This is a genomic window from Moorena bouillonii PNG, from assembly GCF_001942495.1.
GTDB classification, from domain to species: Bacteria; Cyanobacteriota; Cyanobacteriia; order Cyanobacteriales; family Coleofasciculaceae; genus Moorena; species Moorena bouillonii.
The window spans coordinates 5,753,615-5,775,850 of sequence record NZ_MKZS01000001.1 but is presented as its reverse complement, the minus strand read 5'-3'; the positions used below and the strand labels follow the sequence as shown (position 1 = coordinate 5,775,850).

Genomic DNA, 22,236 nt, shown 5'->3' with positions numbered 1-22,236 from the left:
CCGACTCCCGACTCCCGACTCCCGACTCCCGACTCCCGACTCCCGACTCCCTAATGATTCCCACAGCCGAACGATACTGGCTCACAAATGCCTACGTACCATTTTGCCTACTGGAAAACAGCAATGTTTGCGATCGCAACGAGCAGGGTTTGTGCTTAGTTGATATTGAAATTAATCAGGGAGCCATTGCTGGGATAGTGCCAAAGGCGATTGTTCCCAAGCAGCAGCAAAACACGATGGTCGAAAAGAGCCGCTACGGGAATGCAAACAGTGTTGAAGCTAGCACAGATACCAGTAATATACCTAGTCACATCCCCAGTATAAATCTCAGGCAAGGACAAGTATGGCCGTGTTTTCTTGATATACACACCCATCTGGATAAAGGTCATATCTGGGAACGGTCTCCCAATCCTGATGGTACCTTTAATAGTGCCTGTCTGACCGGAGATGCTGATGCCGAAACCTATTGGCAAGGGGAAGATTTATATCGGCGCATGGAATTTGGACTCAAATGTAGCTATGCTCATGGCACTAAAGCTATCCGCACCCACATTGACTGGGTTGGAGAACAAAGTGCGATTAGCCTAGGCGTTTTCCAAACCCTCCAGAAAGAATGGCAAGACAGAGTTACCCTACAACCAGTGTCTCTAGTTACACTAGATTACTATCAAACTCCCGCTGGCATTACCTTAGCCGACAAAATTGCTGAAATCGGAGGGATACTTGGGGGGGTAGCCTATAGCAACCAAGACCTGGATGCTCAACTCGATACTATCTTCTCCCTAGCTAAGGAGAGAAACCTCAACCTAGATTTCCATGCTGATGAAAACGGTAATCCCAATTCCCATTGCCTAAGACAGATTGCCCAAGCTGCGATTCGTCATCAGTTTACCGGAAAAATTATTTGTGGTCACTGTTGCAGTTTAGCAGTGCAACCCTTAGAGGAGGTTGCGGAAACTCTCAAGTTGGTCAAAGCCGCAGGAATTGCTATTGTTAGCTTACCGATGTGCAATCTTTATTTACAAGATCGACAGGCTAACGTTACACCATCTTGGCGGGGAGTCACCAGGCTTCATGAAATTAAACAACAGGGTATTCCGGTAACCTTAGCTAGTGATAATTGTCGAGACCCCTTTTATGGATTTGGGGACCATGATGTATTAGAAGTCTTTACCCAAGCGGTACGGATTGCCCATTTAGATATGCCCATCGGTGATTGGCCCTGTGCCGTAACCAAGACAGCCGCTGATTTAATGGGTTTACCCGAGATGGGTAGGATTGGGGTGGGACTCCCGGCAGATTTGATTTTGTTTAAGGGACGCCATTTCAGTGAACTTTTGTCCCGTCCCCAACATGACCGAATTATCTTGCGTCAGGGTAAGCCAATTGATACTAGGTTGCCGGATTATGCTGAGTTGGATTAGTTATAGGGCAGGGAATCGGGAATCGGGAATCGGGAATTGGGAATCGGGAGTCGGGAGTCGGGAATCGGGAATCGGGAATCGGGAGTCGGGAATTGGGAATCGGGAATATTAATAATAGTTGATTATTTCAGGACTGAAATTTATTTTTATCGCTTCCGATCTTAATTATTTTTGTACTGAGGCAAAAGCTAAGTATAGCATTTATCATAGTAATGAGGTACACATACATAATTTTTACCTGTTCCCTGTTCCCTGTTCCCTGTTCCCTAAAACCCAGGACTTTGTTCCTTACCCAATTGATAAATACTATATACCAGTTTTCAACAATTCCTTAGCCCATATCCGATTATTTTCTGAGAAAGCTGGTACTGGCTCTTGGTCATAATCGAGTTGGTAATCATAACCCCCTCGCTCATAAACACTATTAATTATACCTTGTAAATATACTATGGGTTCAGAATCTTCTGGACGTAACGGTAGGGAAAAAGTTGGTAGCTGCTCTGGCAGATCACAAGTATATAACTCGGCTCGTGGGCGACGCTCCTCTCGACTCACTAAAATCCGATAATCGCTCTCAATACTCTTATCTAAGAGTGGCATTGTTTTCCAGCCTCTGAGCAAATCAATCTCCACTAAATTGGTCAAGCTTCCTAACACCCGTTGGCGTTTTTTCAGGTAAGTTTCTCTCCCTTCACCAGAACGCTTATTAACTGGAGATAAAACTTCGATAGCGGTTACCACAGCACCGGTAGTCATATCTCTTACTTCCAAATACCCTTGCTTGATTTGTTCAGGCATAGGAACGATTACTGTTACTGGTTTTGTTGTTGGTGAAGCAACAGCAACGTTAGAGGTGGGAGAATCTTCAGTATTTGGTTGACGTTTAACAGTAACATCAGGAATTCCAACTAATAAGACATTATCTTCATTAGTTGTATTAACCGGATAAATCCGCTTTTCAATAGCTACTTTATACTTCGGACGTACCTGAGGAATTAAACACTCAGCAATGAAACTAATCAACCAGTGATGTACTTCTGGCCATAAATCTGGATGCTCTAAATACGGATCCATACCGGGAAAGATTGACGGCATCGCTTCACCTCCGATCAGCTCTGTCTTCTAGGATAGCAGGATAGCAGGTTAGCAAGTTAGCAGGTTAGCAGGTTGTTCGCTTTTGAAGCTAGTAAGATCCAAGTTTTTGGGTTTTAGGGAGCAGGGACTAAGGCCGTAGGCCACGCTTTGGGCCAAGCCCACGCTGCGCAAACGCCAAAAGAGCTTCGGAGCACTGAATTCAGAAGATGGAAGAGGTAAAAAATCTGTGTACCTCATGTTGAGGTGGCTCTTTGCCCATGAAAGTCATGGGCTACTGAAAACCTAGTTTTTTTCAATACCCCCTCAGGCACTGCTTACGTATCAGGTAAGGTAGAATGGGAAATAATTACCGCACTACACAAGTAAAAATGATTGGGACATCTATGGAGTTTAACCTCTTTATCCTGACAGACCTGAGGTGAATAAACAAATAATCTCCATTCCTATTCGGCGATGAAAGCGATGAAAACTAAATCTCAAAAAATCCAATTTTACTCAGTCAAAGATCTTAAGTCACTGTCCCAGTTAGCCTGTATATCATCTGAAACCCGCTTAGCAATGCAAGCTGTTGCTAAAGTGCTACCTTTTCGAGCAAATAACTACATTGTTGAAGAACTTATTGATTGGAAAAACATACCTGATGATCCAATTTTTCGCTTAACATTTCCCCAGCCAGAAATGTTATCGTCAAGGGATTTGAATACCATGGTTCAACTCCTAAAAGACAATGCTCCAGAAAAACTACTGCGACAAACTGCCAATGAAATTCGTCTTCGACTTAATCCCCATCCCGCAGGACAAAAGCAATACAACGTCCCGTCGTTTGAAGGTGAACCTTTACAGGGAGTACAACACAAATATCAACAAACAGTTTTGATTTTTCCCACAGCAGGTCAACACTGCCATGCCTACTGTACATTCTGTTTCCGTTGGCCACAATTTGTCGGATTAGATGATCTTAAATTTGCGACTCGCGAATCGGGTCATTTTCAAGATTATCTACGAGAACACAAGGAAGTCACTGATGTATTGCTTACTGGTGGTGATCCGATGACCATGAAAGCACGACAGCTGGCTTTATATATCGAACCTTTATTAGAAGGGGAATTTGACCACATTCAAACTATTCGCATTGGAACCAAATCACTTTCTTATTGGCCCTACCGATATGTCACCGATGAAGATGCTGATGATTTGTTGCGTTTATTTGAAAAAGTAGTGCAACAGGGTAAGCATCTAGCAATCATGGCTCACTACGAACACTGGCGAGAACTAGATACACAAATCGCTCAAAAAGCAATCCAACGTATTCGCACAACGGGAGGGGAAATTCGGACCCAAGCTCCTGTTGTTCGCCACATCAATGATAGAGCCCATACCTGGGGGAAAATGTGGCAAATGCAGGTACGCTTAGGCTGTATTCCCTACTATATGTTTGTCGAACGACAAACAGGAGCTAAAGACTATTTTGAAATTCCTTTAGTTAAGGTTTGGGAAATTTATCGTCAAGCCATACAACAAGTATCGGGATTAGGGCGAACTGCTCGTGGTCCGGTAATGTCTGCCTTACCAGGAAAAGTCAAAATTGAAGGTATTAGCGAAATTCAAGGGGAGAAAGTGTTTGTTTTGTCTTTTTTACAAGCTCGTAACCCTCAGTGGTGCAATCGACCTTTCTTTGCCAGTTTTGATCCTGAGGCAACCTGGTTAGGAGATTTGAAGCCTGCTTTCGGTGAATCGAAATTTTTCTATGAAAGCGAGCTAGAAGAAATTTTGACCCGGAAGATGGTGTAAGGCGATTAACACAACTTAGCTAGAGGCTTTAAGCGATCGCACCCACAAAGTCCTTGGGACGGGAGCATGTCAACTTTGTAATTAGGTACATAGATCCCCCCTAACCCCCCTTAAAAAAGGGGGGAATTAGATTGAAAAGTCCCCCTTATTAAGGGAAACGGGGGATCTGAACCAGGGGTTAACAAAATTGACATGCACCCCCTTGGGACTCTGTGGGTGAACCAGTAAGGTTAGCTAGGTTCGATCCAAAATTTGAGCTAGAAATTAAGTAGTCGGCCACAAGTAAAAGTAACTGTTGAAATAGCGAGCAGGCACTGAGGCTGTCGGCCACGCTACGGGAACGGAGGAGGAAGTAGAGAGAATTTTGGGAACTTTACAAAAATTAATAAATTATGGGTATTTTTGTCCATATACTTATCCCTGCTGACAGTGGAAGCTTAGTCCATGGGCAACCTGTGAAGTGTGTTACTTTTCTAAGGGACTCTATCATCAACTAGCGCTCCGTGTACTCAGATAATTGTCTGAGTTCCAGTGACTATTGACAAATTTCTGGGATATCTGTAAATTGTAGCTTATATTCTTATTATAGCGGCCTGTAATGTCAAAATACAGACCGTAATGGGTTTTGTTGGCCATGAAGTCCCCAAATTTAGGGCAAGTGTTTATGGGAAAGTTTAGCTCCTAAGCACTCCCTCTCTAGAAAGAAACAGAAAAAATTAATAAGCTTTTGCGTTTAGGAGACTGCTGGAATGTCTGATAAAACATCAGGATGCATTGGACTAGTTGAATTGCCTCAACTTAAGCTATCTGACCCCGATGGGAACGATTTTTATTCCCTGCGCAAATGGGAACCAATTGTTAGTAAACAAATATTACTATCCAGTCTTGAAGCAGGAGGCTTTGAAACTAAATTTATTAACCTCAGAGACGGGGATTACCAAGAGAATTACGGACGGATAGCCTGGAAAGGCATTGAACTGACTAAGAATTATGTTGGTGTTGAGATAGAGAGTGTCGATCCTGAAAGCTGTGAAGTTTGGTGCATTACAGTTAACTTCACACTATACCGGGAAATAGCAATGATGGTGCTAAAGCACCTGGCCAGTAAAGGTAAGCCAGTGGTTGTGGGTGGTTCCGATCCCTTTGCTGACCCCCAAATATACCTTCGCAACGGTGCTTCAGTAGTGGTTAAGGACAAATCCGGCGCTGCTAATTGGGCTTTATTTAATTATCTGTTAGGAAAAGGTCCCAAAGAAGCACTCACTGGTGTGGTCTTAGCTGACGGGACTCAATATCCTAACAGTAAAAAACCATTGCATCCCGAAGACTGGCCCTTACCATCTTTGGATGTGGCGAGACAGTGCTTGGGAACGCAATATTGGATGGATCCGTTTCCCGAGCATTTAAAACCCATTGGTTCCATATTTCCAGATATAGGTTGCGATCGCCACTGTGACTTTTGTCAAACCCCCACTTATGGTACGGGGTATCGCAGAATGACTCCTAAACGGGTGCTGGAGTGGCTGGATATACAGCGTCAAGCAGGAGCAAAATCCGTAGTAAGCGTTTCCGATCAATTCCTGGGGCGGGTGATTTTCCCCGATGGGCGACAAGAAGTGCTCGATATTATGAAAGGGTTGCGGGAAATGGATTTAACCATTCTTTGGCCCAATGGTCTGGAGCTAAGGAAGATGACTCTAGGGCGTGGGCGCAACTATGACAGCACAGATTTAACCCCCGATGAAGAACTGATCAACGCCCTCTATAATTGGGATGGGCAAAAGGGAACTCTGGCTGGTGGTCTTCCTGCCGAGCGTCCTGTATTTGGACGGGAAGCTTATGCCAAGTTACTGCCCTGGCAGCAACACAAACGAATTGTGAAAACGATTGTGCGAGCTGGTATTCCCATGATCGTATATCACATGATCATTGGGCTTCCTGATGATGACGATGAGAGTATGTTACGGCTAGAGGAAGCGCTTTGGGAAATCTATGATGAAGTCAAAGCGATTAACCCTTCAATGGTATTTCAAATCAGTCCCTTTGTGATTTCTCCGATCTTGGGAACGCCACAGGGCGAAATAATTCGTAAATCCGGTCTTCTGCGGTTTGACGACCCAGCCCTTTTTGCAGGATTCTGGACCGCTAGTGTTGACACCAAACATCTCAGCTACGAGCAAGTCTCTGATTGGCAGTTCCGCCTAGCTAGCGTTGGTGACTCGAAAAACCTGCAAGTTCCTCAACGGTTCAGAACGTTGCCGGATGAAGCCAAGAATACTGAAAAAACGGCGGTGTCAGTATAGGTACCGAGAAGCTTCCTAATCTGGAAGCCAATACCCAAGACTATAGTTTGATCAGATTTTGCCCTAGCACTGAATGATTTTTTTCAATTGCCATCGGAAGAGTAACAGGCAGTTTGTTCCGGGCTTAGTAGAGAAATCCTAGGGCATCAAAAGCACCATTCATTGGGAAACTACAATGACAATTGCACAAGAGAAAAACTCGACTATCGGATTAGTTGAATTGCCCCAGTTAAAGCTATCTGATCCAGATGGCAACGACTATTATTCTCTGCGGAAGTATGAACCAATTATTAGCAAGCAAGTTTTAATATCGCATCTCCAAGCAGGAGGATTTCAGACTAAATTTATTAATCTTCGCGATGGGGATTACACAGAAAACTACGGAAAAAAAATTTGGAGAGGCATTGAACTAACTAAAAACTATATCGGCGTTCAGATCGAGAGCATCGATCCCGAAAGCTGTGAAATTTGGTGCATTACAGTTAACTTCACATTGTATCGTGAAATAGCAATGATGCTGTTGAAGCACCTGGCTAGCAAAGGCAAACCAGTAGTTGTTGGTGGTTCCGATCCCTTTGCCGAGCCTCAAGCTTATCTTCGCAACGGAGCGGCAGTAGTTGTTCTCGACAAATCTGGCGCTGCTAACTGGCCGCTATTTAATTATCTGTTAGGAAAAGGCCCTAAAGAAGCTCTAACTGGTGTTGTTTTCCCTGACGGGAATAAATATACTAAACAAAAAACTCCATTCCATCCCGAAGAATGGCCCTTACCATCAGTAGAACTTGCTAAACAATGCCTAGGAAAACAATATTGGATGGATCCATTTCCTGAAGAATTCATCCCTATTGGTGCGATCTTCCCAGATATGGGATGTGATCGCCATTGTGATTTTTGCCAAACCCCTACTTACGGTACAGGATATCGCCGCATGTCCCCAAAGCGAGTAATGGAATGGTTAGATGTACTGTGTGAAGCAGGGGCAAAATCAGTGGTTAGCCTCTCCGATCAATTCCTAGGGCGGGTGATTTTCCCCGATGGGCGACAAGAAGTTCTAGAAATCATGAAGGGAGTGCGAGAACGAGATTTAGCAATTCTTTGGCCGAATGGTCTAGAACTGAGAAAGATGACCCTCGGACGCGGACGCAACTATGACAGCACAGATTTGACTCCCGATGAAGAACTGATCGATGCTCTCTTTCATTGGGATGGGCGAAGGGGAACCCTTGCAGGTTATCTTCCTGCCGAACGACCTATTTTTGGACGAGAATCTTATGCTAAGTTACTTCCCTGGCAGCAACACAAACGAATTGTGCGAAGAGTTGTACAAACCGGTGTTCCTATGGTGAGCTATGGTGTGATTATTGGCTTGGCTGATGATGACGATTATAGTTTCTCCCAACTAGAGGAAGCACTCTGGGAAATTTATTATGAAGTGAAAGAGGTTAACCCCTCAATTATATTTCAAGTCAGTCCTTTTGCTATTTCTCCCATATTGGGAACGCCACAGAGCGAAATTATACGCAAATCGGGTCTGATTCGGTTTGATGACCCTACTATTTGGGGGGGATTATGGACGGCGAGTAGTGACACCAAACATCTCACCTACGAGCAAGTCTCTGATTGGCAGTTCCGCCTAGCTAGCGTTGGTGACTCGAAAAACCTGCAAGTTCCTCAACGGTTCAGAACGTTGCCGGATGAAGTAAAAAATACTGAAAAAACGGCGGTGTCAGTATAGGGACATCCGAAAAAGGCTTCCAGATTAGCAAGCTTTTACCAATATCGTTTGATCAGATTTTGCCCTTGCCCTAGATGATTTTTTTCAACTGCAATCGGAAGAGTAACAGGCAGTTTGTTCCGGGCTGAGTAGAGAAATCCTAGGGCATCAAAAACACCATTGATTGATTGGAAAACTACAATGACAATTGCACAAGAGAAAAACTCGACTATCGGATTAGTTGAATTGCCCCAGTTAAAGCTATCTGATCCAGATGGCAACGATTTTTATTCCTTGCGGAAGTATGAACCAATTGTTAGCAAGCAAATATTGCTATCAAGTCTTGAAGCAGGAGGCTTTGAGGCTCGATTTATTAATCTCAGAGATGGGGATTACGAAGAAAATTACGGTCGAATTACTTGGAGAGGCATCGAACTGACTAAGAACTACGTCGGTATTGATATCAAGACGGTGGATCCGGCGAGTTGTGCAGTGTGGTGTATTACCATAAACTTTACATTATACCGTGAAATTGCCGTAATACTCTTGAAGCACCTGGCAAGTAAAGGGAGACCTGTGGTTGTCGGTGGCTCTGACCCAATTGCTGACCCAGAATTTTATCTGCGTAACGGTGCTGCTGTTGTGGTTCAAGATAAATCGGGAGCTGCCAATTGGCCACTGTTTAATTATCTGTTAGGAAAAGGTTCGAAAGAGGAACTAACTGGTGTAACCTTAGCTGATCGCACTCAGTATCGCAAGAGTAAAAAACCATTGCATCCCGAAGAGTGGCCCTTACCATCTTTGGATGTGGCTAAACAATGCTTGGGCAACCAATATTGGATGGACCCATTCCCAGAGCATTTGTTACCCATTGGTTCGATCTTTCCAGATATGGGTTGCGATCGCCACTGTGACTTTTGCCAAACTCCTACCTACGGTACAGGGTATCGCAGAATGTCTCCTCAACGGGTTCTGGAATGGCTGGATATACAGCGCCAAGCAGGAGCAAAATCGGTAGTTAGTGTTTCCGATCAATTTTTAGGTCGTGTCATTTTTCCCGGTGGTCGAGAAGAAGTACTCGAAATTATGAACGGGTTGCGGGAAATGGATTTAACCGTTCTTTGGCCCAATGGTTTGGAACTGAGGAAAATGACTCTCGGACGGGGAAACAGAGGAAAAAAGGAAGACCTAACCCCTGATGAAGAAGTGATCAACGCTCTCTATCATTGGAATGGAACAACAGGAACCCTTGCTGCTTATATTCCTGCTGAACGACCCATTTTTGGCAGGGAATCCTATGCCAAGTTGGTTCCCTGGCAACAACATAAACGAATTTTGCGAACCATTGTCCAAGCTGGCATTCCCATGATTAGCTATGGTGTCATTATCGGTCTTCCCGATGATGATGATTATAGTTTGCGTCAACTCGAAGAAGCGTTGTGGGAAGTGTATAATGAAGCGAAAGCAATTAACCCATCGATCATTTTTCAAACCACTCCTTTCGTAATTTCTCCCATCTTAGGAACCCCACAAGGTGAAGCAATTCGGAAATCAGGTCTGCTGAGGTTTGATGATCCCGCTATTTTTGCAGGATTCTGGACAGCAAGTATTGACACTAAACACCTGAGCTACGAGCAAGTGTCTGATTGGCAATTCCGCCTGGCTCAAGTTGGTGACTCGAAAAACCTACAATCACCTCAACGGTTCAGAAAGTTACCGACAGAAACTATGAATGAAGAAAAAGTGGCGGTGACAGTATAGCGACCTGGCAAAAGGCTTCCTCTATCTGGAAGCCTTTTCCAAGAAGTGTGATCACACAAGTCTGATCACACTTGGTTTTAGTGTTGGTACTTATAGCAATTTAAAAAAACTACCAAACAACTGTAATAGTATGCAACAAACCAGTTATGAGCCAGTCCTTTAACTTAGAGCGAGTTACCTTCTATGGACGCTCCTTGGCAGAGTATAGCAAAATGTTCCTCTTGGACTTCTCAGACTGGGTTGGTAAATCAATCCTAGATTGTCCTGGTGCTCCAGCTTCTTTTGGTCGAGAAGCAAGAGCATTAGGGATTGAGGTTTGCGCTGTCGATCCTCAGTATGTTAACGATCCTGATAGGCTCTTAGAAATTGCTAGCCGGGATATTGATTACGTAGTTGCCAAAATTTCCCAAACTAGCCAGCAGAGAAAGTGGGATTATTACCAGAGCCTTGAAGACCTCAGAAACAGGCAAGTCGAGATTTTAGATTCCTTTATTGAAGACTATCGAAACTATTGGCAATCCCAAGAGAAATATATCACTGCCTCCCTTCCCCATCTGCCTTTTGAAGATAATACTTTTGATCTGGCAACGAGTGGGCATTTACTATTTAGTTTCCAAGCTCACTTCCCCAAAACCTTTACCATTGATTCACTGCTAGAACTAGCTCGTGTTGCTCGTGACGTTCGAGTGTTTCCCTTACGGGCTAACGAGCAAGACAGAAGTAAGCCTTTTGCTTATTTTGAGGAGATTATTTCCTCCTTACAGCAACAAGGCTTAACAGTGGAAGTGAAAACCTCAGAGTTTGAGTTTCAAGTAGGGGCGAATCAAGTTATGATAATCAGAAGAATTTAAGATGGGATTGGATATATAACAATGAAGCAGACGTTTACAGAGGCAGAGGTAGAAGTTTATTATGATACAGTAGAAAGTCAATATCAAATTCCCTGGAATCCTGATGGTAGTAAACACTGGGGATATTTTGAAGACTTAAATGCTCCTAACAATGAACAGGTATTGATGGCAGCATGCGATCGCTTAAATCAATATATGCTTAGTCAAAGTAATATTGATGCAAAGGGTCGTACTCTTGATGTTGGCTGCGGTAATGGCAATACAGCAATTTATATTGCTCAAGAAACTAACTGTGCAGTGGTCGGACTTGACATTAGTAACACTCATATCCAGACTGCTGAGATCAAAGCCCAAGATTTTCCCAGTTTACGCCTTGAGTTTAAACAAGGCTCAGCAACTAATCTACCCTTTGAGGATGAATCTTTTAGTCATGTTTGGAGTCAAGGAACTCTCTTACACATCAGTGAACGGGAAACCGCTTTACAAGAAATTTATCGCGTTCTCAAGCCCGGTGGTATTTTTGTGTTTGGCGACTTAGTCGTTAACGTTTCTGAAATCAGTGAAGATACATCAAAATACGTCTATCAACGACTTCATGTGACAGATTTATTTAGTCCCCAAATTTACGAAACTGCTCTGATTCAAATTGGGTTTGAAATTTTCCAAGCTCAGGACTTGAGTTGGCATATGAAAAAAACCTATGATATTCAAGCCAAGCGAGTTAACGATTCAGACCCAGAAAGGTGTCTAGCTTATCAAAAAACGGGTGAAGCGGTAGTTGCTGGAGAAATTGGCTGGTGCTTATATGGTTGCAAAAAGGTGTAGAGTTAAGCTGGTAGTTGGCTTTTAGCCTATGGCTAAGCCAACCTAATTATTGATTCTATTCCATTGAGCTAAAGATTTTCAAAATGATTAAGCAAGAAGACGTTGTAATTATTCTCAAAGACGGGGAAAGTTTACAGTATAATCGCAAAGATTATCTGAATTTTCATCAGGAACTTTCATCAAAAGACCGAGAAATTACGATCCTTTACCAAAATGAATCCGTTTTTGATGTTGTCGTTCCCAAAGGGGTGTTTAATCCCTACGGTGGAATTGCTGCTCAAGCGTTTATGAGTGGTATTTTGAGTGGTATTGTTGATGTCCAAGGAAAGCGGGTGCTAGACCTCGGATGCGGTGCGGGAGTGATTGGCTTTTGCTGTATTTTGAAACAGAGTCAAAAGGTCTTATTTTCTGATCTTCATCCCAACATCGGGGAAATTAAAAATCATCCACTGATGCGAAGTCAAGATCAGGTGAAGGTGCAGGATTTATGTGCAGGAGAAGCGGAAGAAACCTACGATACTATATTTATGCCTTTTCCCAGTCGTTCAATCGAGCGCCCCATCGATCCTGAATCTTACGAAATGGGAATTTTAAGGAATGACGATATCGTATTCAGAGCTATTAGTGACGTTGGCAAAGTATTAGCACCATCAGGAGAATTTATTTTATTCTATCGCGTTTTCAATGACCAGTTTCCTTTGTATCTGGAAGTGACATCCCATTTAGCTAAATACTTCGATTTGAGCACCCTTAAATTACTGTGGTATGTAGGAGAAGCTTCAGGACACGGTTTATTGTTGTCTGTTAAAAAATATGCTTAGTAAATATGGCGTAGGTGGGACAGTCTGTCCGATTGTAACGGGCAAGATGCCCGTTCCACCCACCGGGTCTTAAAAGCCTTGTTGTTACTATTCCCTACAATCCATTACCAATTAAAATAAATGGTGCCCAATAAAAGGGATGCTCCAAACCATACTCTACTTTGGTAATTAAAGCAATTTGAGCTTGTCGGAGGGCTTCCGCTTTAGTAACCTTCCCCTGTTTCAAGACCTGATAAAATTTAGTCATCAAGGCTTGGGTGCCCTGGTCATCCACTGACCACAGGGATGCGATCGCAGCATCCGCACCAGCATTTTGCATCAGATAACCAAAACCCAGGATTTCTTTGCCATCTCCCAATTCTCCGCCTAATCCAGTTTGACAGGCACTGAGCACTACTAAATCTACATTAGACAAATCCCATTTTTCTTCTACCTGGCTGAGGGTAACGTGACTGCCATCACCAAACAGAATAAAGGAATCTTGTTTAGTTTTGTCGAACAGAGCGTGGGTGGCTAGATGCACAACGGAATAGTCATTCATCTGATAAATCGTATCCCCGTGAAACTCTTTATCGATCAATGTCTTAGTGTTGGGAAAGGTTTCTGCCAGACGCTCTACTTCTGGTTGGGTAAAGGTTAAAGCAGCCAAGTTATGCCGTTTATCCCCTACCGGAATAGTATGGGCTTTGGTGACCGCTGCCGCAAACACGTCTAACTGTGGTGTGGGTTGATTGTCTAGGGATGTTAGGCTCAGAGCAGTAATCTGATTAACTCTCAACCGCTCAATTAGCCATTGCTCGCCATCATACAGTGCCCCTAGGGGAATATAGCGCAATTTGCCATCAGGAGCATAAATTATAGTTTTGGCATTGGCCTTGGCTAAGTCCGCTTCAATGGGTTTAATTAGCCAGTCGTACAATTGCTCAGCGGGAGGTCTGGCATCACGAGCTGGAGTTGCCAGGAGTCTGCGGAAGTTTTTAATCGCTATTTCCAGGTCTTTTCGTTTTACCTTAACCGTGCGGCGAATCGGGGGAGCATAAGGGGTGACTAGGACTAATTCCAAGCGGTCTTCTAATACTAGGGGATAGAGAATAACCGCATCCTGTTCCAATTGCTGGAGTTGCTCTCGTAATCGTCGATCGTACTTCTTTAAGTCTAAGTTTTCTGCTTCTGTAGTTTCCCTCAACTTTGCCAAGCGAGCTTCTACCTCTGGACTCTTCAGGAAATTTTGAAAGTCTTTGGTGAGCTGGGCTTGATTTTTCCTAAGTTGAATGATTCGCTGTTGCTGGCTTTGGGTGCGCTTATCCCTAACAATAGTTTCTAGTTCACTGAGTTCTTGACCCAGGGCAATGGCTTGGTCGATAATCGGTTGGGTACCTTTGATGATTTCCTGTTCTTCAGTCAGTTCTGTAATGCCATCAACGGTGTTATCATCCCCTCGCACATTACTCAGGTAATCCTGCAACTCCTGCACTTTCAGTAAATCGAGCACCCGTAGGGCTTCTAAGTTGCGATTTTGTTGGGTCAATAAATCAGCCAAGCGGCGATAGTCTTGGGCAACAGTATTGGTAAAGGATTGTTGTTGTTCAATGGGCAGAACTTTTAAGTCTTTGCGGATTCCTTCTCGGACATTAACGGATTGTTTAAAGAAGGTAATCGCTAATTCCGATTGGTTTTGGGTATCATACAACTTACCCATACCAGCCAGAATTTGCCCTTCCCTTAAGCGAGTGCCAAGAGTTCTGGAAAGGGCTAAGGCTTGTTGATAAGCTGCTAAAGCCTGGGGATACTTTTCTAGGTTAGTGTAAACTATTCCCATATGGTACAAGGTAGAGCTAATCCCAGCTTTGAACCCAATTGTTTGATTAATTTCTAAGGCTTGTTGATGATAGTCATTGGCTTTAGTATACTCTCCCAGTTCTTCATAAACTCTTCCGAGCAGATTCAGGGCTATAGCTTCATCCAGGCGATTACCAATCTGTTGAGAAATAGCCAAGGATTGCTGATAGAATTTTATAGACTTGGGATATTGTTTTTGTTTTTGGTAAACTTCTCCGATGTTAGTTAGGGTTTGCACAATCCCTGCCTTAGCCCCAATTTTGGGAAAAATGGCTTTAGCTTGGTTGAAGTAGTCCAAGGCTTGGGGATAATCTCCCAAATCCAGATAATTTCCGCCCATAGCGTTATAGGTGGTGCCAATACCAGCTTGGTCACCAATGTCTTGACGAATGGCTAGGGCTTTTTGATTATATTCTAGGGCTTTGGGATACTTTCCCCAGTGACTGTAAACTGTTCCGATGTTGCCCAGGGTAGCAGCTTCCCCTAAACGGTAGCCAATGTCTTGAAAAATAGCTAGAGATTGCTGTAAGTATTCTAAACCTCGGTCATACTCCCCTTGGTTACTATAAATTGTTCCGATATTGTGGAGAGTCTCACCAACTCCTCCCTTGTTACCAATGTCTTGACTAATTTTTAGAGATTGCTGATGATAGTTTAAGGATTTGGCATAGTCTCCCCAGCTACTGTAAACGCTTCCGATGCTGCCCAAAGTAATAGCTTCCCCTGAACGGTGTCCAATGTCTTGAACAATAGTTAGAGATTGCTGGAAGTATTCTAATGCTTGAGCATACTCACCCTGACTATTGTAAACTGAACCAATATTATTGAGGGTAGTAGCTTCCCCTAAGCGATCGCCTATTTCTTGAGAAATAGCTAGAGATTGCTGGTGGTATTCTAATGCTCGGTCATACTCACCCTGACTGCTGTAAACTGACCCAATATTACTGAGGGTACTAGCTTCCTGGGAGGGTACGCCTAGGTCTTGAGAAATAGCTAGAGATTGCTCGTAGTATTCTTTTGCTTGAGCATACTTACCCCAAGCATAGTAAATAAACCCAATATTATTGAGGGTAACAGCTTCCTGGGAACGCTCGCCTAAATCTTGAAAAATAGCTAAAGCTTGTTGGTAGTATTCTTTTGCTTGCTCATACTCACCCCGAGCATTGTAAACTCCCCCAATATTATTGAGGGTAGTACTTTCCCTTGAGCGCTGGCCAATTTCTTGAGAAACAGCTAAAGCTTGCTGGAAGTATTCTTTTGCTCGGTCATACTCACCCTGACTGCTGTAAACTTCTCCAATATTATTAAGGGTATTGGCTTCATTGGAACGATCACCTAGGTCTTGAGAAATAGCTAGAGATTGCTGGTAGTATTCTTTGGCTTGAACATACTCACCCCGAGCATAGTAAATAAACCCAATATTATTGAGGGTAGTACTTTCCCTTGAGCGCTGGCCAATTTCTTGAGAAATAGCTAGAGATTGCTGGTAGTATTCTAATGCTCGGTCATACTCACCCCGAGCATCGTAAACTGAGCCAATATTATTAAGGGTATTGGCTTCACTGGAGCGCTCGCCAATTTCTTTAAAAATAGCTAAAGCTTGCTGGTAGTATTCATTGGCTCGGTCATACTCACCCTGACTATGGTAAACTTCCCCAATATTATTGAAATTAGTAGCAACATTATCACGACCGCGATCGCCCAACTCTTGGTTAATCGCTAAAGCTTGCTGATAATAGTCTAGAGCTTGGCTATACTTCCCTTGGTTTTTATATATCGATCCAATGTTGTTGAATAGATTCGCAATTCCTATGGAATCGTTCAACTTTTCGCTAATGGTTAAGGCTTGCTGTAAGTAATCTAGGGCTTGGTCATACTTTCCCCACTTGCGGTAAACTAAGCTAATATTATTGAGGAGGGTTGCAGTAGCTTTCTGGTCATCAATGTCTTTAGCAATAACCAAACCTTGCTGGTAGGAATCTAGGGCTTGGTCATACTTGCCCTGAGATACATAAACTTGCCCACTAAAATTGAGAGCATTTATTTCTTGAGAGGAGTCTTTGGTTTCTCGGGCAATGGCTAGGAGTTGCTGATAAGAGTCTAGGGCTTGATCATAGTTTCCTTGGCTGATTTGAGCTAGTCCAAGACCTCCCAGGATAGTTGCTTGAACGGAGCGATTTTCAAGTTTTCGAAAAATCTCTAAGGCTTGTTGGTGATAGTCTATGGCTTGGTCATGGTTGCCCAATTTATAATAAGCTTGCCCAATCCCCCAAAGATTTGCACCTTCTCCTGTGAGATTTTCAATTTTTTTGGAAATGGCTAAGGCTTGTTGATAATAGTCTATGGTTTGCTGATACTTTCCCTGTTTAACGGAAACATCTCCAAGATTAGTAAGGGTAATCCATTCCTGAACTTGATTTTCGAGTTCGCGGTGAATAGCTAAAGCTTGCTGATAATAGTCAATGGCTTGGTCATACTGTTCTTGCTTGTGGTAAAGTGTAGCAATATTACCAAGGGTAGTGCTTTCCCCAGCCTGATTCTTAAGTTTGCGGTGAATAGCTAAAGCTTGCTGATAATAGTTGAGGGCTTGGTCATACTGTTGCTGTTTATAGTAAACTAAGCCAATATTATTGAGCGCAATTCCTTCCAGCTTACGCTTACCCAATTCTCGCCGAATAGCTAAGGATTGCTGGTAAACCTCAAGGGCTTTGACATACTCTCCTTTCTGGTTGTAAATCCCTCCAATCCAAAATAGAATATTCTGTTCTAATCCCCGAAAACCAGTTGGTTTAGTAATGGCTAATGCCAACTCCAGAGTTTCCAGCCCTTTATCCAATTCTCCTTGATTGTTATACAGTATTCCCTTCAAGGTCAGGGCTACACCTTCCCTTAATTGATAACCCTCTTCTCGACTCAGGGCATGAGCTTGCTCCACAAACTCCCAAGCTTGGCTCAATTTCCCTGACCTGATGTAAGCTAAGCCGATCCCATTCAGAGCGTAGGCTTGATAGTAGCGTGCGAGAATGCGTTCGCGAAGCGTGGCCAAAGGCCAATCGCGTAGCGGCTCTTTCAGAGCATCGCTTTTCTGAGTCTCACCTACTTCTTTGAGAATACTCAAACCTTGCTCTAACCTATCTAAGGCTTTGTCATACTCTCCTTGGGAGGAGTAAACTGAGCCAAGATTAACCAGTGCATAACCAATCCCAAGCTGATGACCTACTTCTTGGTTAATAGTTAGGGCTTGCTCCAACAATTCCAGAGCTTTAGGATAGTCTTCTTGACTTGAATAAACTGTTCCGATATGGGTCAGGGTTTCCCCTTCTTCCTTTCGCTCCCCTAGACCTTGACGGATTTTCAGAGCTTCTTGCAATACTTCCAGGGCTTTGCTTTCTTGAGATAATAGATTGTAAACTTGTCCAAGGCCATTAAGAGCTTTAGCTTTACCGGAAGAGTTTCCCAATTCCCGATAAATCTTCAATACTTGTTGATAACTATCCTTGGCTTGAGGCAACTGACCTTTAACAAACTCTAACCTTGCCCGATCGAATAACTGCTCCGCTTGAGTGGCTTGGTCTGGAGTCGTTTGAGCCACTGCTGGAGCAACTCCCAAATTTTCTGGAGCTAGAATCGGTGAGAGCAGGCAGAGTAAGGTAGCACTAGCTAGCTTGAGACAGAATACAGGAATAGTAGAGTAAGTACCCATTGACAAATCAGCCACTTGGTAGTTTCTTACTATATATCCTTAGGTGGTGCTACTTTTATGCAAATTTTACTAAGGAAATTTTAAATTGGGTGAGGGACTTGGTTAGCAGGTTGTTCGCGTAGCGTGGCCAATAGGCCAAGGTTAGCAGGTTAGCAGGTTAGCAGGTTAGCAGTTAACAACAAACCAGACCAGGTAATGACGTCTAACACACGAGTACCCATTTACCGCTAACTAGTACTAGTTTTTCGCTAACTAGTACTAGTTGATCACATACCAGTACTCGTTTCTCGTTAACTAGTACTGGTGTATAACAAACCAGTACTGGTGTAGTTAGAGTCGATGCGGGGTATTGTCCCCGGCACCTCTCCTTCAGAACCGGACGTGAGACTTTCACCTCATCCGGCTCCTAGATATCCTCTCCTTTCCGAGTGCTCCAATGTATCTGTTGATGGCAGCTGCGATGAACTGCTAATAAGTTCTTTTTTGACCAATTGTCGTGGTTTCCATCAATGTGATGGAGGTGTACATCTTCGCCTTCTAAGAACTTCAACCCACAGTGTCCACAGGAATGGTTTTGCTTTTTCAATACATCAGCTGTAGCACCGGAGTAAAGGCGAGAGTTCCTCTTACTCCAATAGACTAGGTCACCGTCATAGGGTGACTTAGTCTCCCTTACGTTCACGTGTTGGTTTTGTTTATAACCTACCTTTGGGAATGCCTTTCGACATAGTTCATCAGCTCTGTACCGACTTATTTTCTTTTCCTTTCGGAATTTTCGGTGGGCAGTGTGATTCATGAACCATAATTTATCCCGAGCGCTGCTCATATCGCAACTGCTGTGGTAGTTACGCCATCCGCGAACGATAGGGGCTAGTTTCTTTGCTTTTACTTCAGCACCATAATTCGAGCAGTTGACTACGGCTTTAATCTTCTTACGGATATTTCTGTGATTTTCCTCTGAGGGAGTACACAAGAACTTACCATCTTTTCTGACGCGGAATCTCCACCCCAGGAAGTCAAATCCGTCTGTCGTTTTAGTTAGCTTGGTCTTTTCTTCACTGATTTCCATTCCTCTTTTGGCTAGGAAGTCCTTAACTTTCTGGAGGATTTTCTCAGCGTCATCTTTTGGTTTTAGGATAAACACCATATCATCTGCGTATCGCAGGCTTGTATGGATATCCTCTATTCCATTTAGTGCCACATTTGCTAACAAGGGACTAACCACACCACCTTGGGGGGTACCTTGGTCAGGGAACTCTACGGATACTCCTGCTTTTAGGCATCTGAATATTCCGTTCTTCACCTTAACCGGGGCTATTACCCTTTCCATTATGGAGGTATGGCTGATACGGTCGAAGCATTTCTTGATGTCTAGTTCTATGATTCTTTTGGTTATTCCATTGTGGTTGGATTGCAGGTGATTGAATAGACGTTTTTGGACATCTTGGGCGCACCTACTCGTTCTGAATCCATAACTATCTCCACTGAATGTTGCCTCATGGGCTGGTTCTAGAGCTAGCTTGACTAGACATTGCCATGCTCGGTCTGCAATGGTTGGTATCTTCAACATTCGGGTTTTCCCATTCTTTTTAGGGATTGGGACTTCGCGAAGTCGGCTGTGCTTCCAGTCAAAAGCATGGTCGTTCAATGTTTCTACCAGTGCCATGCGTTCTCTGAAGTTGAGGCTTGACTTTCCATCAACTCCAGCCGTCTTTTTGCCACTATTTAGCTGGGTCACTTGTTGGACTGCCAAAAGCTGGGCTGAGCGGGATTTCATAATCAGTTTTTGTAGTGACCTGGCCTTCTTCAAGTCACCTGCTCGAACCGCTTTATATACTCGCTTTTGTAGGCGGAATAGGTTCTTTTTGTGCTGTTTCCAGTTTTGACCTTTCCATGATTCGCTATGTTTTACCATGCGTCTAATCTTTCTCTCCTAGAGTTCGTATATTCTGAATACCCGCAGCCAGTTATTAGGCTGCATCCTACCCGGCAGTGAGGATTAGGTTCGACATAACTTACCGTAGATTCGACCGGTCTACAGACTCATTATTGCTGCCGTTTTTACTTGTTCCGTCCATCAGATTGTTTTGGTGATTTAGGGCAGTCCATTTTGCCTATTCCCTCCTCGGAGATTACAACTGTTCTGTTAAAAACGTTGTGAGGATAGTCGGGAATCAAGTCTCGCTGTGGTTCTATCAGATTGCGGCTTACCCATAAGACACTTTTTCAGGACTTTCGCTACTGTTACCCATGTCACCTCCCCGTTAACGCCAGTGTCAAGCATCTGAAACTTGTCTGATTGCGTCCTGGTGCCAGCTTCACTCTGCTAGGATGTCGCCTCGGAGATGAAACCTTAGACAGTTGAGCCTTATTACAAAAGATTTAACCCTTTTATGCAAGACCGATCGCCCATAAAGGCTCAACTGTCTTACGGTAACTTCAAACTCGGTGTGGCCAAGGTAGGGAGTCACCTGTCTCTCCAGGGGGTCGGGTTTGCACCGCCATCCAGATGGACAGTTATAACTTTTGGGGTTTTCCCCGCGAGTTACCTAAGTCATACCCCTCCTGTTTCAGGAGGCTCCTACTTAGAACAAGCCGCACTAACAAANTGATTCGCTATGTTTTACCATGCGTCTAATCTTTCTCTCCTAGAGTTCGTATATTCTGAATACCCGCAGCCAGTTATTAGGCTGCATCCTACCCGGCAGTGAGGATTAGGTTCGACATAACTTACCGTAGATTCGACCGGTCTACAGACTCATTATTGCTGCCGTTTTTACTTGTTCCGTCCATCAGATTGTTTTGGTGATTTAGGGCAGTCCATTTTGCCTATTCCCTCCTCGGAGATTACAACTGTTCTGTTAAAAACGTTGTGAGGATAGTCGGGAATCAAGTCTCGCTGTGGTTCTATCAGATTGCGGCTTACCCATAAGACACTTTTTCAGGACTTTCGCTACTGTTACCCATGTCATATCAAATCCGGGTGTAGACTTATTGTATAGAGTGAGTCGGGAAAGATCTATGCCCAAACGGCTGAGCCTATTACCTCATCTTAGTTGTGAGGAATTGGAAGAACGGTATCGTCAAGCCAGTGATGCTGTAGAACGCAGCCAATACCAAATCCTGTGGTTGCTGGCAAAAGGTAAGCAGACCGAAGAGGTGCGAGAGGCAACAGGGTATTCATTGCGCTGGATACGGGTGATTGCCAAGCGCTACAACCAACAGGGGGAAGCCGGGGTAGGTGATGGTCGGCATCATAATCGTGGAGCCGAACCTTTACTCGACGAGATTCAACAAGCCCAACTCCTACAAGCTATAGAAGCCCCTGTGGATGAGAGCGGGTTGTGGAATGGTCGTAAGGTAGCTGATTGGATGAGTCGAGTGCTCGACCGTCCGGTTGCGCCTCAACGAGGTTGGGAATATCTCAAGCAGATGGAGTTTCGGCTACGGCTGCCCCGTCCGGAGCATCAACAGCAAGATCCCATCAAGCAAGAAGCCTGGAAAAAAAACTGCCTGAGCGAGTAGAGCAGTTACAGCAGCAGCACCCGGGGGCAGAGATTGAGTTGTGGGCGATGGACGAACATCGAGTTGGACTCAAACCTATGGTGCGCCGCCTCTGGGTTCCCTGGTGGGAAACCCCTATTGCCAAAGTGCAGTGGCGCTATGAGTGGGTTTGGGTATGGGGTTTTGTGCATCCAGCTTCGGGTCAAACCTATTGGTGGTTGTTACCGAGAGTAAACATTCAACTGTTCAATCAAGTCCTGGCTGACTTTGCCCAACATTTCAGCTTAGGCCAAAATAAACACGTTATTTTAACTGTTGACCAAGCCGGTTGGCACACCGGTCAGGATATCGTGCTACCAGAAGGATTACATTTAGAGTTTCTTCCCCCTTACTCCCCTGAGTTGCAACCTGCAGAACGTCTTTGGTCAATCTTGGATGAGCCGATTGCTAACCGAACCTTTGAGAACATCTTTGAGTTAGAGCAACTTCTATGTAATCGGTGTTGCGTACTACTAAAACAGCCTGAGTTGATCCGGGGACTCACCCATTTTCACTGGTGGCAGGATGCCAAGGCTTAACAGTAACTATTTAGCCGGATTTCATAT

General features: G+C 44.0%; 12 protein-coding genes and 1 pseudogene. 10 read left to right on the top strand and 3 right to left on the bottom strand.

The window, feature by feature from the left end; translation table 11 throughout:
• Positions 1 to 53 precede the first annotated feature (53 nt).
• Positions 54 to 1,424 (top strand): cytosine deaminase, encoded by a 1,371-nt coding sequence (locus BJP37_RS23470; RefSeq protein ID WP_075906394.1) that lies wholly within the window; start codon positions 54 to 56, stop codon positions 1,422 to 1,424.
• Positions 1,408 to 1,536, top strand: a complete 129-nt coding sequence (locus BJP37_RS43855; protein ID WP_143727759.1) for an AraC family transcriptional regulator — start codon at positions 1,408 to 1,410, stop codon at positions 1,534 to 1,536. The genes BJP37_RS23470 and BJP37_RS43855 overlap by 17 nt, the downstream gene beginning before the upstream one ends.
• Positions 1,537 to 1,730: 194 nt before the next feature.
• Here the strand turns inward: BJP37_RS43855 and BJP37_RS23465 are convergent, their stop codons facing one another.
• On the bottom strand, positions 1,731 to 2,519 hold the full coding sequence (locus BJP37_RS23465) for a DUF4058 family protein (protein WP_075902401.1): 789 nt from the start codon (positions 2,517 to 2,519) through the stop codon (positions 1,731 to 1,733).
• 462 nt (positions 2,520 to 2,981) lie between these two features.
• Here BJP37_RS23465 and BJP37_RS23460 point away from each other — a divergent pair, with 462 nt between their 5' ends.
• The 7 genes from BJP37_RS23460 to BJP37_RS23430 all read left to right on the top strand — a co-directional run bounded on the left by BJP37_RS23460 (position 2,982) and on the right by BJP37_RS23430 (position 12,585).
• Positions 2,982 to 4,310: a KamA family radical SAM protein gene (locus BJP37_RS23460; RefSeq protein WP_229415429.1), complete on the top strand. Its 1,329-nt coding sequence runs from the start codon at positions 2,982 to 2,984 to the stop codon at positions 4,308 to 4,310.
• A 749-nt stretch (positions 4,311 to 5,059) separates the two neighbouring features.
• Positions 5,060 to 6,613 carry a B12-binding domain-containing radical SAM protein gene (locus BJP37_RS23455; RefSeq protein WP_075902397.1) on the top strand — a complete coding sequence of 518 codons (1,554 nt, stop codon included), beginning with the start codon at positions 5,060 to 5,062 and terminating at the stop codon, positions 6,611 to 6,613.
• A 175-nt stretch (positions 6,614 to 6,788) separates the two neighbouring features.
• A complete protein-coding gene (locus BJP37_RS23450; RefSeq protein ID WP_075902395.1) occupies positions 6,789 to 8,348 on the top strand; it encodes a radical SAM protein in 1,560 nt (519 codons plus the stop codon).
• A gap of 180 nt (positions 8,349 to 8,528) precedes the next feature.
• Positions 8,529 to 10,088: a radical SAM protein gene (locus BJP37_RS23445; protein WP_075902393.1), complete on the top strand. Its 1,560-nt coding sequence runs from the start codon at positions 8,529 to 8,531 to the stop codon at positions 10,086 to 10,088.
• A gap of 146 nt (positions 10,089 to 10,234) precedes the next feature.
• Positions 10,235 to 10,939 carry a class I SAM-dependent methyltransferase gene (locus BJP37_RS23440; RefSeq protein ID WP_075902391.1) on the top strand — a complete coding sequence of 235 codons (705 nt, stop codon included), beginning with the start codon at positions 10,235 to 10,237 and terminating at the stop codon, positions 10,937 to 10,939.
• 21 nt (positions 10,940 to 10,960) lie between these two features.
• Complete coding sequence (locus tag BJP37_RS23435; RefSeq protein ID WP_075902389.1) at positions 10,961 to 11,764, top strand: class I SAM-dependent methyltransferase; 804 nt, start codon at positions 10,961 to 10,963, stop codon at positions 11,762 to 11,764.
• Between the two features lie 83 nt (positions 11,765 to 11,847).
• A complete protein-coding gene (locus tag BJP37_RS23430) occupies positions 11,848 to 12,585 on the top strand; it encodes a methyltransferase (RefSeq protein WP_075902387.1) in 738 nt (245 codons plus the stop codon).
• Positions 12,586 to 12,679: 94 nt separating this feature from the next.
• Here BJP37_RS23430 and BJP37_RS23425 read toward each other — a convergent pair whose 3' ends face one another.
• Both BJP37_RS23425 and BJP37_RS23420 read right to left on the bottom strand, forming a co-directional pair.
• Positions 12,680 to 18,142 carry a tetratricopeptide repeat protein gene (locus tag BJP37_RS23425; protein WP_229415428.1) on the bottom strand — a complete coding sequence of 1,821 codons (5,463 nt, stop codon included), beginning with the start codon at positions 18,140 to 18,142 and terminating at the stop codon, positions 12,680 to 12,682.
• A gap of 391 nt (positions 18,143 to 18,533) precedes the next feature.
• Positions 18,534 to 20,042 carry a group II intron reverse transcriptase/maturase gene (locus BJP37_RS23420; protein WP_075902385.1) on the bottom strand — a complete coding sequence of 503 codons (1,509 nt, stop codon included), beginning with the start codon at positions 20,040 to 20,042 and terminating at the stop codon, positions 18,534 to 18,536.
• A gap of 1,106 nt (positions 20,043 to 21,148) precedes the next feature.
• Here BJP37_RS23420 and BJP37_RS34880 point away from each other — a divergent pair.
• Positions 21,149 to 22,209: pseudogene (locus tag BJP37_RS34880) on the top strand (IS630 family transposase).
• Positions 22,210 to 22,236: the final 27 nt, after the last annotated feature.

Bases quoted from the DNA above. Each gene is read 5' to 3' on its own strand.
- BJP37_RS43855 (WP_143727759.1), top strand. From the start codon at position 1,408: ATGCTGAGTTGGATTAGTTATAGGGCAGGGAATCGGGAATCGGGAATC.
- BJP37_RS23465 (WP_075902401.1), bottom strand. From the start codon at position 2,519: ATGCCGTCAATCTTTCCCGGTATGGATCCGTATTTAGAGCATCCAGAT.
- BJP37_RS23445 (WP_075902393.1), top strand. From the start codon at position 8,529: ATGACAATTGCACAAGAGAAAAACTCGACTATCGGATTAGTTGAATTG.
- BJP37_RS23435 (WP_075902389.1), top strand. From the start codon at position 10,961: ATGAAGCAGACGTTTACAGAGGCAGAGGTAGAAGTTTATTATGATACA.
- BJP37_RS23455 (WP_075902397.1), top strand. From the start codon at position 5,060: ATGTCTGATAAAACATCAGGATGCATTGGACTAGTTGAATTGCCTCAA.
- BJP37_RS23450 (WP_075902395.1), top strand. From the start codon at position 6,789: ATGACAATTGCACAAGAGAAAAACTCGACTATCGGATTAGTTGAATTG.
- BJP37_RS23430 (WP_075902387.1), top strand. From the start codon at position 11,848: ATGATTAAGCAAGAAGACGTTGTAATTATTCTCAAAGACGGGGAAAGT.
- BJP37_RS23470 (WP_075906394.1), top strand. From the start codon at position 54: ATGATTCCCACAGCCGAACGATACTGGCTCACAAATGCCTACGTACCA.
- BJP37_RS23460 (WP_229415429.1), top strand. From the start codon at position 2,982: ATGAAAACTAAATCTCAAAAAATCCAATTTTACTCAGTCAAAGATCTT.
- BJP37_RS23420 (WP_075902385.1), bottom strand. From the start codon at position 20,042: ATGGTAAAACATAGCGAATCATGGAAAGGTCAAAACTGGAAACAGCAC.
- BJP37_RS23440 (WP_075902391.1), top strand. From the start codon at position 10,235: ATGAGCCAGTCCTTTAACTTAGAGCGAGTTACCTTCTATGGACGCTCC.